The sequence below is a fragment of the Microvirga sp. 2TAF3 genome (assembly GCF_052114965.1).
Classification (GTDB): Bacteria; Pseudomonadota; Alphaproteobacteria; order Rhizobiales; family Beijerinckiaceae; genus Microvirga.
Window position 1 is genome coordinate 137,277 of sequence record NZ_JBFRFT010000011.1, and the last position, 13,609, is coordinate 150,885.

General features: G+C 62.6%; 11 protein-coding genes. 7 read left to right on the forward strand and 4 right to left on the reverse strand.

Going from position 1 to position 13,609, the window contains the following annotated elements; all coding sequences use genetic code 11:
- The first annotated feature begins 5 nt into the window (after positions 1-5).
- The 3 genes from AB4Y97_RS13030 to AB4Y97_RS13040 all read left to right on the forward strand — a co-directional run bounded on the left by AB4Y97_RS13030 (position 6) and on the right by AB4Y97_RS13040 (position 2,856).
- On the forward strand, positions 6-386 hold the full coding sequence (locus AB4Y97_RS13030) for a DUF2267 domain-containing protein (protein WP_441999468.1): 381 nt from the start codon (positions 6-8) through the stop codon (positions 384-386).
- Between the two features lie 161 nt (positions 387-547).
- A complete protein-coding gene (locus AB4Y97_RS13035) occupies positions 548-2,416 on the forward strand; it encodes a methylmalonyl-CoA mutase family protein (protein ID WP_441999484.1) in 1,869 nt (622 codons plus the stop codon).
- Positions 2,417-2,460: 44 nt separating this feature from the next.
- On the forward strand, positions 2,461-2,856 hold the full coding sequence (locus AB4Y97_RS13040; RefSeq protein ID WP_441999469.1) for a hypothetical protein: 396 nt from the start codon (positions 2,461-2,463) through the stop codon (positions 2,854-2,856).
- Positions 2,857-2,864: 8 nt separating this feature from the next.
- On the opposite strand, the gene AB4Y97_RS13045 is transcribed toward AB4Y97_RS13040, so the two are convergent.
- Positions 2,865-3,767: a DUF817 domain-containing protein gene (locus tag AB4Y97_RS13045; protein ID WP_441999470.1), complete on the reverse strand. Its 903-nt coding sequence runs from the start codon at positions 3,765-3,767 to the stop codon at positions 2,865-2,867.
- A 178-nt stretch (positions 3,768-3,945) separates the two neighbouring features.
- Here AB4Y97_RS13045 and scpA point away from each other — a divergent pair, with 178 nt between their 5' ends.
- On the forward strand, positions 3,946-6,132 hold the full coding sequence (gene scpA / locus AB4Y97_RS13050) for a methylmalonyl-CoA mutase (protein ID WP_441999471.1): 2,187 nt from the start codon (positions 3,946-3,948) through the stop codon (positions 6,130-6,132).
- A gap of 46 nt (positions 6,133-6,178) precedes the next feature.
- Here the strand turns inward: scpA and AB4Y97_RS13055 are convergent, their stop codons facing one another.
- From AB4Y97_RS13055 to AB4Y97_RS13065, 3 genes are all read right to left on the reverse strand, one after another.
- Positions 6,179-7,768 carry an adenylate/guanylate cyclase domain-containing protein gene (locus AB4Y97_RS13055; RefSeq protein ID WP_441999472.1) on the reverse strand — a complete coding sequence of 530 codons (1,590 nt, stop codon included), beginning with the start codon at positions 7,766-7,768 and terminating at the stop codon, positions 6,179-6,181.
- A gap of 107 nt (positions 7,769-7,875) precedes the next feature.
- Entirely contained in the window at positions 7,876-8,502 is a 627-nt protein-coding gene (locus AB4Y97_RS13060; RefSeq protein ID WP_441999473.1) for a LysE family translocator, read from the reverse strand.
- 265 nt (positions 8,503-8,767) lie between these two features.
- Positions 8,768-9,757 carry an alpha/beta hydrolase gene (locus AB4Y97_RS13065; RefSeq protein ID WP_441999474.1) on the reverse strand — a complete coding sequence of 330 codons (990 nt, stop codon included), beginning with the start codon at positions 9,755-9,757 and terminating at the stop codon, positions 8,768-8,770.
- 211 nt (positions 9,758-9,968) lie between these two features.
- On the opposite strand from AB4Y97_RS13065, the gene AB4Y97_RS13070 reads away from it, so the two are divergent.
- From AB4Y97_RS13070 to AB4Y97_RS13080, 3 genes are all read left to right on the forward strand, one after another.
- Positions 9,969-10,721 (forward strand): DUF3750 domain-containing protein, encoded by a 753-nt coding sequence (locus AB4Y97_RS13070; protein ID WP_441999475.1) that lies wholly within the window; start codon positions 9,969-9,971, stop codon positions 10,719-10,721.
- Between the two features lie 148 nt (positions 10,722-10,869).
- On the forward strand, positions 10,870-11,856 hold the full coding sequence (gene meaB, locus AB4Y97_RS13075) for a methylmalonyl Co-A mutase-associated GTPase MeaB (protein ID WP_441999476.1): 987 nt from the start codon (positions 10,870-10,872) through the stop codon (positions 11,854-11,856).
- A gap of 161 nt (positions 11,857-12,017) precedes the next feature.
- Positions 12,018-13,609: M10 family metallopeptidase C-terminal domain-containing protein (locus AB4Y97_RS13080; RefSeq protein WP_441999477.1), on the forward strand; the 1,592-nt coding region annotated here is incomplete at its 3' end.

The following is a 13,609-nucleotide window of genomic DNA, read 5'->3' on the forward strand; positions in this document are numbered from 1 at the left end:
ATCCCATGGAAGAGCTCATCGCTCGCGTGACGGAGAAGACGGGCCTGGAAGCCTCGACGGCGCAGAAGGCCATCGGCGTCATTCTCGCCTACCTCCAGAAGGAAGGCCCCCCGAACGAGGTCGGCCAGCTCATCGCGGCGCTGCCGGGCGCCGAGGAGGCCATCGCGCAGGCAGGCAGCAGCGGCGGTGGCGGCCTCATGGGCATGGTGGGCTCGCTCGGCGGCGGCGTGATGGCGCTCGGCGGCCAGTTGATGGGCCTCGGCGTCTCCATGGGCCAGATGCAGCCGTTGGGCCGCGAACTCTTCGCCTATGGCCGCGAGAAGGCGGGCGAGGATGTGATGGGGCCCATCATCGGGTCGATTCCGGGCCTGTCGCAGTTCGTGTGACCTCGCCATCCCGGATGCCGAAGGCGATCCGGGATGGCAATCAAAGCAGTGCGCCTCACGCAGCCGACGATCTCGGGCGCCGCTGATGCGGCCCCGGGATGACGATCAACAAATTTCCGGTATTCTCGCCCAACGATTTCGCCTCCGGACGAGAAGCCCTTATGGACGATTTGAACTTTGCCGCCGACTTTCCGAAAGCCACCCGCGAGCAATGGCTCAGGCAGGTCGAAGGGGTGCTGAAAGGCGCGGATTTTCAGAAGAAACTTGTTTCCAGAACCTATGACGGGCTTGAGATCCAGCCGCTCTACCCGAAGGCGGAAGGCGCTCAGCGCATCGCCCGTGCGGAGGCGGGCCCGTGGCGGGTCTCGCAGCGGGTCGATCATCCCGATCCGGGAAAAGCAAACGAACTGGCGCTCGCCGATCTCGAAGGCGGCGCGGATGCGCTGACCCTCGTCACCCGCAAGGCTCCCGCCGCGCGCGGCTTCGGCGTTGCCGTCGACACCATCGACGATCTCGACCGGGCGCTTAACGGCGTGATGCTCGATCTCATCCATCTACGCCTCGATGCGGGCGGGCATGGGCGGCAGGTGGCGGGGCTGTTCACAGCGCTGGCGGAGCGGCGCGGCCACAAGCTCTCCGATCTGTCCGTCGATCTCGGTCTTGATCCCATCGGCGCCATGGCGGCGACGGGCGTGCTCTCCGCCCCGTGGGACGTGGTGGCCGGGCGACTGGGCGAGACCCTGGCCGCTCTGTCGGCGCGCGGCTTCAAAGGACGCACCGCCCTCGCAGACGGGCGGGCCTATCACGAAGCGGGAGCCAGCGAGGCCCAGGAACTGGCGGCGGTTCTGGCGACGGGCGTCGCCTACCTCCGGGCGCTGGAAGCGCATGGCCACACGCCCGATGCCGCCCGCGATGCCCTCGCCTTCCTTCTCGTCGCCGATGCGGACGAGTTTCTCACCGTGGCGAAGTTCCGGGCCTTGCGGCGTCTCTGGGCGCGCATCGAACAGGCCTCCGGCCTCGAACCGAAGCCGATCCGCCTGCACGCCGAGACGGCCTGGCGGATAACCACGCGGCGCGATCCCTGGGTCAACATGCTGCGCGCCACCATCGCCACCTTCTCGGCCGGGATCGGCGGCGCGGACGCGGTCACGGTTCTGCCCTTCACGGCGGCGCTCGGCCTGCCGGACGCCTTTGCCCGAAGGGTGGCGCGCAACACGCAGCTGATCCTTCTCCACGAAGCCAATCTGTGGCGCGTCGCCGACCCAGCCGCCGGCGCGGGCGGGTTCGAGGCCTTGACGGATGCGCTCTGCGAGAAAGCCTGGGCGCTGTTTCAGGAGATCGAGCGCGAGGGCGGGATCGTGGAGAGCCTCGCCCGCGGCGCGCTCCAGCAGCGGATCGCCGCGACCCGCGCCCAGCGCGACAAGGCCATCGCCACCCGCCGCGAGCCGATCACCGGCACAAGCGAATTTCCCAATATCCGCGAGGCGGACGTGACGGTGCTTTTCCCTTCTCCCGCACGGGAAAACGGGGAGATCGCGTCCTCTCCGACGCAGGCGGTGTATGTAGAGCCCCTGCCCTCGATCCGCATCTCTGAGGCCTTCGAGCGCCTGCGTGACCGCTCGGATGCCTATATGGCGCGCATGGGAGAGCGCCCCAAAGTCTTCCTCGTCACCCTCGGCCCGCTCGCGGCCTTCACCGCGCGGGCCACTTTTGCCAAAAATTTCTTCGAGGCAGGGGGGATAGAATCCATATCGAATGACGAATTTTCAAGTTTAGATGAGCTCAAGAAAGCCGTGATCGAGAGCAAAGCGAAGCTTATCTGCATCTGTTCATCAGATGAGATTTATAAGGATCAGGCTATATCAGCGACAGAAGCCTTGCGTGAGGCAAATGTCGGCCCTATCTTTCTGGCCGAACGCCCCACAGAATTCGAAAATAGCCTGACAAGGGCGGGAATAAAACAATTCATTCATATCGGGTGCGATACCCTGAAGGTTCTCAGCGAGGCTCTCGACGCAGCCGGAGCCTGAGGCCCGGCGGCATGGCACCGCCTGTCGAGCGAGAGAGATTACGCATGAATTTTACGACACGACTCATTGTCGCCCTAGGGCTCGCCGCCGCCCCGACCGGAGCCGTCATGGCGGCGCCCGGTGCCCCCTCCCATGACGGCACCTGGAGCGTGCAGATGGTGACGAATTCCGGCATGTGCGACCGCAGCTACAATTATTCCATCGCCGTCGAGAACGGGAATGTCCGCTACATCCTGGCGCCTGGGGATTCTCCGACCATTGTGAACGGGAAGATTCAGCCCAACGGCTCGCTCAACCTCGATATCCGCCGCAGCGTCGCCAAGGTCGATGCCAGCGGCGAGTTGAATGTCAAATCCGGCTCGGGTACCTGGAAGCTGGGCATGCTCGGCTGCTCGGGCCGCTGGACGGCGCAGAAGCGCTCCAGCACCATTTCCGGCTAAGAGCCGCGTCAGAGCCCCACTTCTCCCCGCATTTCTTCAGGGCTGTTCACCACCGACACCATGACGTAGGAGATGATCATCAATAGGTACCAGGAGCCGAGCTTGGCCATCGGCACCAGAGACCAGCCTTTGAGTTGACTGGGGTAAAGCCAGGCTCCCGCGAATGTCCCGATGTTTTCGGCAAACCATATAAACAAGGTCACGAGAAAGAAGCCCAAGAGCAGCGGCATGCGGCGGTAAATCCGCCAAACCTTGAAGTAGATCATCGTGCGTCCGAAGAGCAGCGCTGTGGCCGCGAAAAGAATGTAACGAAGGTCGGTCACGTAATGATGTGTGAAGAAGTTCACGTAGATCGCCACTGACAAGAGGATCGTTGCAGCCAGCGGCGGATGGTGGGTGAAGCGGAAATCGAACAAACGCCACGCACGGGCGCCATATGAACCGATGGCGGCATACATGAAGCCGGTGAAAAGCGGCACGCCGCCGATACGGAAGAAGTTCGGCTCGGGATAGATCCACGACCCCATCTTGGTCTTGAACACCTCCATGGCCGTGCCGACGAGGTGAAAAAGAAAAATGGTCTTAGCCTCCTCGATCGTCTCCAGCTTGAAGGAAATAAGGACGACCTGAATCGCGAGGGCGGCGAGGAAGATGAAGTCATATCGCGCGAGACCGAAATCGCGCGGATACCAGAGATGCGTGACGATCAGGAGCGCGCACATCGCCCCGCCAAAGAGGCAGGCCCATCCCTCCTTGATGCCGAAGCGGAGGAATTCGTAGCAGCCACTGGCAACAGCTCCGCGCGCGGCAGCGGCACGACCGATCCTTTCCTCAAGCTCGATGAAGCGCTCGATGGGTGGCCAGATGTGAGCGGCGCTGTCGGGGCGCGGGGAAGCAGGGCGGAATTGCATGAAGCCCCCAAGAGATATACTATTTCTTGTAATCTAGGCCCGTTACGCTTCAAAGATCCAGGGCATTGGATCGACAGTTGAATATCCAGCCGGGCAGGACTGCTCTTTAAGTGATAGCCCGACGGGGCCAAAGGGCCTAAACTGTCGGACGATTTTCGGTGTAAGCGTTGATTGAAGCATGACCCGTATCCCGGACTTTTCGAGCATCTCCTTAGCCGAAGTACCCGTGACATCCCCGGCCGGGCACGGTGAGGGAAAGGGAACGACGAACGCGGAACCCTGGCTCACGCCGGAGGGCATTCCCGTCAAGGCGGCCTATGGCGAGGCTGATCGGGCGGGCATCGACTTCCTCGATACCTATCCCGGGATCGCGCCGTATCTTCGCGGCCCCTACCCCACCATGTATGTCAATCAGCCCTGGACCGTGCGCCAGTATGCCGGGTTCTCCACGGCCGAGGATTCCAACGCCTTCTATCGTCGCAACCTCGCCGCCGGCCAGAAGGGCCTGTCGGTGGCCTTCGATCTCGCCACCCATCGCGGCTACGATTCCGATCATCCGCGCGTGTCGGGCGATGTCGGCATGGCGGGTGTCGCCATCGACTCGATCTACGACATGCGCACCCTGTTCGAAGGCATCCCGCTCGACCAGATGAGCGTGTCGATGACCATGAACGGCGCGGTGCTGCCCGTGCTCGCCCTCTACATCGTCGCGGCGGAGGAACAGGGCGTTCCGGCGGAAAAGCTCTCCGGCACGATCCAGAACGACATTCTCAAAGAGTTCATGGTGCGCAACACCTATATCTACCCGCCGAAGGGGTCGATGCGCATCATCTCGGACATCTTCGCCTATACCTCCGCGAACATGCCGAAGTTCAACTCCATCTCGATCTCCGGCTATCACATGCAGGAGGCCGGCGCGACGCAGGACCTGGAACTCGCCTACACGCTAGCCGACGGCGTCGAATATATCCGCGCTGGGCTTGCCGCAGGGCTCACCATCGATCAGTTCGCGCCGCGCCTGTCGTTCTTCTGGGCCATCGGCATGAACTTCTTCATGGAAGTGGCCAAGATGCGCGCCGCGCGCCTGTTGTGGGCGAAGCTGGTGAAAGGGTTCAACCCGAGTTCCGAGAAGTCGCTGCCCCTGCGCACCCATTCGCAGACGAGCGGCTGGTCGCTGACCGCGCAGGACGTGTTCAACAATGTCGCCCGCACCTGCATCGAGGCAATGGCGGCAACGCAAGGTCACACGCAATCGCTGCACACCAACGCCCTCGACGAGGCGCTGGCCCTGCCAACCGACTTCTCCGCCCGCATCGCCCGCAACACGCAGCTCTTTCTGCAGCAGGAGAGCGGCACCGGGCGCATCATCGATCCCTGGGGCGGCTCCTATTATGTCGAACGCCTGACGCAGGAACTCGCCGAGAAGGCCTGGGGCCACATCCAGGAGGTGGAAGCGCTCGGCGGCATGGCGAAGGCCATCGAGGCCGGCATTCCGAAGCTGAAGATCGAGGAAGCCGCCGCGCGCACCCAGGCGCGCATCGATTCCGGTCACCAGATCATCGTCGGCGTGAACGCCTTCCGACCCACCGACGAAGCCTCCATCGACATCCTGAAGGTGGACAACGCGGCGGTGCGCAACCGCCAGATCGAGAAGCTCAAGCGCCTCAGGGCCGAGCGCAGCCAGGCCGATGTGGATGCGGTGCTCGCCGCTCTGTCGAAAGGGGCGGCGTCGGGCGAGGGCAACCTGCTCGACCTCGCCGTGAAGGCCGCGCGCGCCAAGGCCACGGTGGGCGAGATTTCCGATGCCTTGGAGAAGGTCTGGGGCCGTCACCGGGCCGAGATCAAGGCCATTTCGGGTGTCTACAAGCGGGAGGTCGGCATGGCGTCGCCGATGGTCGAGCAGGTTCGTCGTCTGGTCGAGGAATTCGAGGACAATGACGGCCGCCGCCCGCGCATTCTCGTCGCCAAGATGGGCCAGGACGGACACGACCGCGGCCAGAAGGTGATAGCCTCGGCCTTCGCCGATCTCGGCTTCGACGTGGATATCGGCCCACTCTTCGCCACGCCCGCGGAAGCCGCGCGTCAGGCTATCGAGAACGACGTCCACATCGTCGGCGTGTCCTCGCTCGCAGCCGGCCACCTGACGCTGGTGCCGGAACTGCGCGCCGAGCTGTCGAAATACGGCCGCGACGACATCATGATCGTCGTCGGCGGCGTGATCCCGCCGCAGGATTTCGATGCGCTCCACGCGGCCGGCGCCTCGGCGATCTTCCCGCCCGGCACGGTGATTGCGGATGCCGCCGTCAACCTCATCGGCGAGTTGAACCGCAGGCTCGGCTACGAGCCGAAGCAGGCGGCGGAATAGGATTCTTTAAGGCGGGGCGGCTTGCTCGACACCGGCAGGTCGATCCTCAATCGGCAAGCGTCCGCTTCGCCCTGACATCCAACGCCGCAAGCGCTTCCGTCAGTCGCCTCCTGGCTCTCTCCGTTGCATCTTCGCCAAGGGCATCCAGGTCGAGGAAAAGATCGAGGCCCGTGACATTCTCGCTGATCACCCGCGAGCGCTCTGCCAGTTCTCCCACAAAGCCCTCGACGGCATAAGGCACTATCTCGCGGGCGATGCCCTTGATGGTGATAGGCTTGAGCGGCATGGCGCGCACCAAGTCGCGCACCAGCGCATAGGTTTCATAGCTGAGGCAGATGCCGCCGGGCTCCGCAATCGTCTGCAGCCGCGCGGCGAGGTTCGCTTCCGTTCCGATAATCGTGTAGTCCATCCGGGCATCGCTGCCGAAATTGCCGACATTGCAGAAGCCCGTGTTGATGCCCATGCGGGCGCTGAATGGCTGATCGATGCCGCGTTTGCGCCACTTTAGGTTCAACTGCTCCAGGCGGCGCTGCATGTCGACGGCCATCCGCAGGCAGGACCGCGCGTCTTCCTCGACCCCCTTGGTTTCGGGGTCGCCGAAAAAGGCGAGAATTGCATCGCCGAAAAACTTGTCGACAGTCGCCCCGTGCTGAAGCGCGATGGCGGACATCTCGGTGAAGTATTCGTTCAGCAGCGCGGTTAGATCTTCCGGCTGAAGCCGCTCCGCAATGGCCGTGAAATCCTTGATGTCGGAGAAGAAGATCGTCAGCTTCTTACGCTCGGTCGTGATCGCAGCATCCTTCCGGCCATGAAAGATTTTCTTGTAGATCTGCGGTGAGAGATACCGGGCGAGCTTCGTCGAAATACCGGCCAGAAAATCGTTGATCTCGGCAAGCTCCCGGTTCATGCCCTGAATCAGGCGCGCCTGCCGACGCTGCAAGGCAATCGCCATCAGGCCGGCAGCCGAAGCGAGGATGAAATACGAAAGCAGGAATTTGAACGAAAGGATATTCGCAGCAATCGGCTGGGCTACCGAGATTTCCTGGATCCCCCGCACGTCACCGACTTTCCAATCCCGTTTGAGGCTGTCGGGATGCAGGTTGTGACAGGTGACGCAGACCTGCCCCATCACAACCGGGACAGCCATACGCACCTGTTGATCGAACAGCGACCCTGAAACCTCGGTGATGGGGTGGGTAGGATCGGCCCTCAGGCGGGAGAGCGCATCCTGCTCGAAGCTGTCCAATTGATACGGTTCGCGCCCCTTGAAAGGCAGATCCGAGAGGAAGCGGTATTTGACCGAGCCGTCATAAGCGCTGATGCGCTTCCCGAGCTCGATGGAAAGGGTCGCCGGGATCGGAATTGCGCCGGGCACATCCCGGTAATTGTGCGAAACCGTGACGGGATCGACCGTTTGGAGCACCCGCCCGACGACATCGCTGCCGTAGAAGCTTCGCATCTCGTCGATGATCCTGTTGATCTCGCTGGCCTGCGTTTGCAGCATATGCTGCGAGAGGAGCCGCAGATTGAGCCAAATGGCGATAGGGAGCCCCAGCACGCTGCAAATCACGGTCATGACCAGGAAAGGCCCCATGGCCCGCTGGAGACGTGCAACCTGCTCACCTGGTCCGGCCATCGTTCAGATCCACCGTCGAACCATGTTTCGGAACAATATATCAATAGTTAATTATTGCTAAGCTTTCAAGCCTTTATCCGCTGATTGCGGAGTTGGAGCGCAATTCCTCAGGACTGCCCTGCCTTCAACCCAACCGTCGCGATGCCCGCACCGATCAGCAGGCTGCCGCCGACCTTGTTGACGATCCCCATGGTGCGCGGATTGCGCACGACGCTCCGCGCCCGCGAGGCGATGAGCGCGTAGGTGAAAGCATTCGTAAAAGCGAGCACGAGGAAGGTTGCCGCAAAGATGCCGACCTGCGGGAAAAGGTCGGCTTTCGGGTCAATGAATTGCGGCAGGAAGGCCACGAAGAAGGTGATGCCCTTCGGGTTCAGCGCCGTCACGAGCCAGGCATGGCTCAGCATTTTCAACGACGAAACCGCATCCGTGCGCGGCTTGGCGTCGAGCGCGCCTCCTGCCCGCCAGAGCTTGATGCCGAGCCAGACGAGATAGGCCGCGCCCACCCATTTCAGGATCGTGAACACGGTCGCCGATGCGGCGAGCAGCGCACCGAGGCCGAGGAGCGAGAGGGTCATCGCAGTGAAATCGCCGAGCGCGACGCCGACCGCCATCGGCAGCGCCGTGCGCCAGCCCTGGCCCAGCGCATAGGATACGACGAGCAGGATCGTCGGTCCCGGAATGACGAGCAGAACGGCGGAAGCGGCAGCAAAAGCGAGCCAGGTCTCGATGGTCATGGCGATGTCCCTGTGGCGAACGCAACGATAGAGCCACAGGCGAGACGCGGTGTCGAGAAGGGAACCTCCGTCATTCCGGGGCGAGCAAAGCGAGAGCCCGAAACCCATAAACACGAGCGTTTCGGGAGATGATGCAACGGCTCTCGCTGTAGACGATTCTGATACGTGAGCGGCAATGGGTTCCGGACTCGCCTCCGGCACCCCGGAGTGACGGCGGGGCCCCTCTTTTATCCCGACTCATCTTTCGGGAGAAAGCGACTATGCCTTACATCCTCTCCCGCTCGATCGCGCGCTTCACTACCTGTTCCACCTCCTTGTTCGACAGGAAGAGGTCGTGGTTGACGATGCCGCTGCCGAACTCGGAGGCGTCGGCGACACGGACGCCCAAGGCTTCCAGCCGCTCGCGATCCGCTGCCCCCGCACGCACGATGCCGCCGGCAAGGCGGCTCGATACCGCGAGCGCCCGGTCGTTGGTGGAGCTGATGACGGTAATTTTCTTCGCGTCCGGGCCGAGGCGCTCCAGGCTGCGGGCGAAGAGGTCGATATCGATGTCCGGGGCTGCCAGCACCACCGCGCCGATGCGCGACATGGCGCTCTCGCCGCCGGAGCCGCGCAGCATCCGCAAGGTCTCGAGCGTCAGGAGCGTGCCCATGCTGTGCGCCACGATGTGGATGCGCCCGCCGCTCGGGCTGCGGGCGATGGCGGTCAACAGATCCTCCAGCGCATCGCGCGACCACATGGCGCTCTCGCGGTCGCTCACATAGCTGAAGGTCGATCCGGCTGAAGGCCAGGTGAAGAGGCCCGTCGCGCCGGGAAACTTGATGCCCTCGGAGAGCTGGATCGTCGAGGTCGCTGCGGTCTCGAAGCTCTCGCGATAGCCGTGGATGTAGAGCAGGAGATCGCGCCCGAGGGCGGCCTGCGCGAAGGATTGCGCCGCGCTCGTCCGGCTGAGGGAATCGACGGAGGCAATGTTCCAGCCGCTCGATGTCACACGCCCGACGAGCGAGCGGTCGGGCGGCGTCAGGCGGGCCTCGGCGTAAATGAAATCGGGCGACCGCTCGCCGCTGAACCACGGCTTGCGAATCGGGTCGCCGACCGGCAACCGCGTCGTCGCGATCAGCAATCGCGGATCGTTCGACAGACCGGCGCGGGGCGCGGACGGAACTTTGGGAAGCATGGTCTCGCCGCCGATGCAGCCGGAAACGGCAAGACTGACGAGGCCGATGGCGGTGAAGCGGGCGAGGTGTGAAAACATGAAACCGATAGACTGAAGGGAGGAGGGAAGAGTGAAGAGAATCCGGGCCCGCTGTTTTGCCGTCGATGATGGCGAGGGCAAGGCGGAGGCCAGAGACATCCGTAACCCTTGAGGCAACCTTTGGGGAAGATGGTGAATCCTTGGTGAACCGGTGCATCCAGAATGCGGCCTTGCCTTGATGCAGCGAGGGCCAACGTCTATTTTCGCAATAATGATACTTCTCATCCGCTCCCTTGTCGTCATCGTCAGTCTTTTCTTTCTTCCCCTCGGCGCCCACGCCCTGTGGTGGACCACGCGCGACGATGTTGCTTCGAACTGGCGCAGCGCCGATTGGTCGAGTGCGGAGCTTCTGCCGCAGCCCGCCGCCGCGCCGCAGGCCATCGTCGCGATCTACGCGGCGCGGGTCGGGCGCTGGCGCGGGATTTTCGCGCACCACACCTGGGTCGTGGTGAAGGAGGAAGGCGCAAGCCAATATACCCGCTACGACAAGGTCGGCTGGGGCAGCCCGGTCCGCACCAACGGATGGGCGCCTGACGGGCGCTGGTTCGGCAATGTGCCGCAACCCATCCTTTTCATCGAAGGCGAGGCCGCCGCGCGGCTGATCCCGCAGATCCAGAAGGCGGTCGCGGCCTATCCCTATCGCTTTTCGGGAAACTACAACGCCTGGCCGGGCCCGAACTCCAACACCTTCGTGGCACATGTGATGCGCTCGGTGCCCGAACTCGGCACGGCCCTGCCGCCGACGGCGCTCGGCAAGGACTGGCAACCCTTTCGCGACATCGTCGGCCTGACTCCGAGCCGGACGGGTTTCCAGATTTCCCTCGGCGGCTATGCGGGCCTGTCGGTCGGCTGGGTCGAGGGCGTCGAGTTCGATCTGCTCGGCCTCGTCGCGGGGCTCGATCTGCGCCGCCCGGCGATCAAGCTCCCCGGCTGGGGACGGATCGGCATGGATCCGGTCATCTGATGAAAAGCCTCCGTCTTCTTGAGAAGATGCGCTTTCCTCGCAAAACCCGTGTCCACTTTTGCGGAAAATGCCCCCTCTTTCGGAAGGGCCGCATTTTCTGCCGCAAAACCGGTGTCCACTTTTGCGGAAAATGCTCTAAAGCTCTGTCATGACCGGGGGCCTGCAACGGACGAACGACATCACCGCGGAAGCCGTCGCGCGCGGCGACCGCGCCGCGCTGGCGCGTGCCATTACCCTAATGGAATCGCGCCGCTCCGACCATCGCGCCGCCGCGCGGGACCTCTTGCAGAAGCTGATGTCCCGCACCGGTAAGGCAGTGCGCGTCGGCATCACCGGTGTCCCCGGCGTCGGCAAATCCACGGCCATCGACACCTTGGGCAGCATGCTCACCGAACGCGGCCACAAGGTCGCCGTTCTCGCGGTCGATCCGAGCTCCACCCGCACGGGCGGCGCGATTCTCGGCGACAAGACGCGCATGGCGAGGCTCGCCGCCGATCCCGACGCTTTCATCCGCCCCTCCCCGTCTTCCGGCACCCTCGGCGGCGTGGCGGCCAAGACCCGCGAGACGATGCTGCTCTGCGAAGCGGCCGGGTTCGACGTGATCCTCGTCGAAACGGTCGGCGTCGGACAATCGGAAACCGCTGTCGCCGACCTCACCGATTTCTTTCTCGTCCTGATGCTGCCGGGTGCGGGCGACGAATTGCAGGGCATCAAGAAGGGCATTCTCGAACTCGCCGACATGATCGCGGTCAACAAGGCGGACGATGCGGATGCGCGCGCCAAGGCGGCGGCGGCCGAATATCGCGCCGCCCTGCATATCCTCACCCCCGCCTCCGCCAACTGGACACCGCCGGTTCTCACCGTCTCCGGCCTGACCGGCCAAGGGCTCGACGAGCTTTGGGCCAAGGTGCTCGACCACCGCAACCGTCTGGAGGCGACAGGCGAGCTTGCCGCAAAGCGCCGGGCGCAAGACGCCAAATGGATGTGGGCCCTCGTCCATGAGCGCCTCCACGACCGGCTTACCCACGACCCCGCCATCCGCAAGCGCGTGCCGGACATCGAGCGGGCCATCGCTGAGGGCACCCTGTCCCCGACCGCCGGGGCGGAGGAAATCGTGGGTTTATTGGGACTTTAATCCTTATCGCCGGGTAAGGCAGTCATTCAGGACCGACCTCCGTTGGCGATAGGCTGCTCATCTTTGCCGACAATAGCCAAGACATAATTCATATGAAATGATATATCGAATATTTAACGGGAAAGACAATGAGCCTCGGAGAGACCTCTTTTAATAGCGATATGCCGTATTCGTCGGACACGAGCGGTTATCTCACCCTCGGCCAGTCGGCATTTGGCTGGATCACGGACAAAGGCGGAGCAGACGGCGATTGGGACCTGTATTCCGTCTACCTGCAGGCAGGCGCCCGCTATAATTTCTCCTCCATGGGCACCAGCGTCCACGGCGTGAGCGGCGCCAGCCACATGTATCTCGAACTCTACGATACGAATGGCGATTTCATCAGCGGATATGCACCCTCGATCGACGGAAGCGTCAACACTTACTACACACCTGTCCTTTCAGGCTTTTATTACGTTGCGGCGAGCGGCGATCAGATGGCGGATGTCGGAGGCTACAGGATTGCCGTATCGATAGCTGCGAGCTACGCCGACGACCACGGCGGAGAATTCTGGGATGCGACGAATGTCTCGTCGGGCCGATATTACGGCGTCCTGGAGCGCGCAACCGACACCGACTCGTTCGTCTTGAATGCCCAGCTGGGCAAAAGATATTTCTATAAAGTCGAGCAACCGGCATTCGACCTGTTCCATACGGTCGACAACGACGGGCATGAGAGGCTGTTCGGCGGAGCCAGCTCCGACAATAGCCTCGTCATCATAACGCCCACGACGTCTCAAGCCTTTCAGATCAGCTTTTCCAGCAACACCTTCGTCGAAACGGGCTCATACTCTTTCAATCTGCAAACAGCCTTTTCGCTGGATAAGGAACTGTCGACCGGAACAATGGGAGACAACACGCTTGCCGGCAACACCACAGACGACGAAATCTGGGGCTTGGAAGGCAACGACACCATCACAGCCAACGCGGGTTCCGACATCCTGGTCGGGGGCAGCGGCAACGACGTTCTGGACGGCGGAGCGGGAGAGGATACGGCGGGCTACATCGGCAACCGTGCATACTACACCGCAAGGCAGAACGAGGACGGATCAGTCGTTATCACCGACAAGCGTCCGGACGGAGATGGGCAGGACACGCTTGTCGGAATCGAGAACTTTCGTTTCGCCGATATGACGCTCAACCTTGCCGGTCTTCTGGCGACGAACAACCATGCGCCGACAGATATCCTCCTGAGCAACAACGCCGTGCTGGAGAACGCTTCCAACGAGACGGTGGTGGGCACGCTCTCGGCCGTTGATGCCGACACGGGCGACACATTCCATTATTCGCTACCCGATAGTGCAAGCGGCCGTTTCGTTTTGCGCGGCAATAAGGTCGTCGTAGCGGATAGCTCCAAGCTCGATTTCGAAGAAGCCCAATCCCATCAGATCAAAGTCCGGGTCAGAGATGCGGGAGGCGATTCGTTCGAGAAGACTTTCAGCATCAGAATCAACGATGTCGCGGTCGAGATTCTGAAAGGCACGAAAGGCAAGGACCTCCTGAAGGGCGGCTCGGGCAGCGACAAGCTCTATGGCGGTCTCGGCAACGACGTGCTTACCGGCGGCGCGGGCAAGGATATCTTCGTGTTCGACACCAAGCCGAACAAGAAGACCAACCTCGACACGATCACCGACTTCAATGTCAAGGATGATACGATCTGGCTCGACAACGCCGTCTTCAAGAAGCTCGGCAAGGGCTCCGAGGCCAAGCCGGG

Bases quoted from the DNA above. Each gene is read 5' to 3' on its own strand.
- AB4Y97_RS13030 (WP_441999468.1), top strand. From the start codon at position 6: ATGGAAGAGCTCATCGCTCGCGTGACGGAGAAGACGGGCCTGGAAGCC.
- AB4Y97_RS13035 (WP_441999484.1), top strand. From the start codon at position 548: ATGGACGATTTGAACTTTGCCGCCGACTTTCCGAAAGCCACCCGCGAG.
- AB4Y97_RS13040 (WP_441999469.1), top strand. From the start codon at position 2,461: ATGAATTTTACGACACGACTCATTGTCGCCCTAGGGCTCGCCGCCGCC.
- AB4Y97_RS13045 (WP_441999470.1), bottom strand. From the start codon at position 3,767: ATGCAATTCCGCCCTGCTTCCCCGCGCCCCGACAGCGCCGCTCACATC.
- scpA (WP_441999471.1), top strand. From the start codon at position 3,946: ATGACCCGTATCCCGGACTTTTCGAGCATCTCCTTAGCCGAAGTACCC.
- AB4Y97_RS13055 (WP_441999472.1), bottom strand. From the start codon at position 7,768: ATGGCCGGACCAGGTGAGCAGGTTGCACGTCTCCAGCGGGCCATGGGG.
- AB4Y97_RS13060 (WP_441999473.1), bottom strand. From the start codon at position 8,502: ATGACCATCGAGACCTGGCTCGCTTTTGCTGCCGCTTCCGCCGTTCTG.
- AB4Y97_RS13065 (WP_441999474.1), bottom strand. From the start codon at position 9,757: ATGTTTTCACACCTCGCCCGCTTCACCGCCATCGGCCTCGTCAGTCTT.
- AB4Y97_RS13070 (WP_441999475.1), top strand. From the start codon at position 9,969: ATGATACTTCTCATCCGCTCCCTTGTCGTCATCGTCAGTCTTTTCTTT.
- meaB (WP_441999476.1), top strand. From the start codon at position 10,870: ATGACCGGGGGCCTGCAACGGACGAACGACATCACCGCGGAAGCCGTC.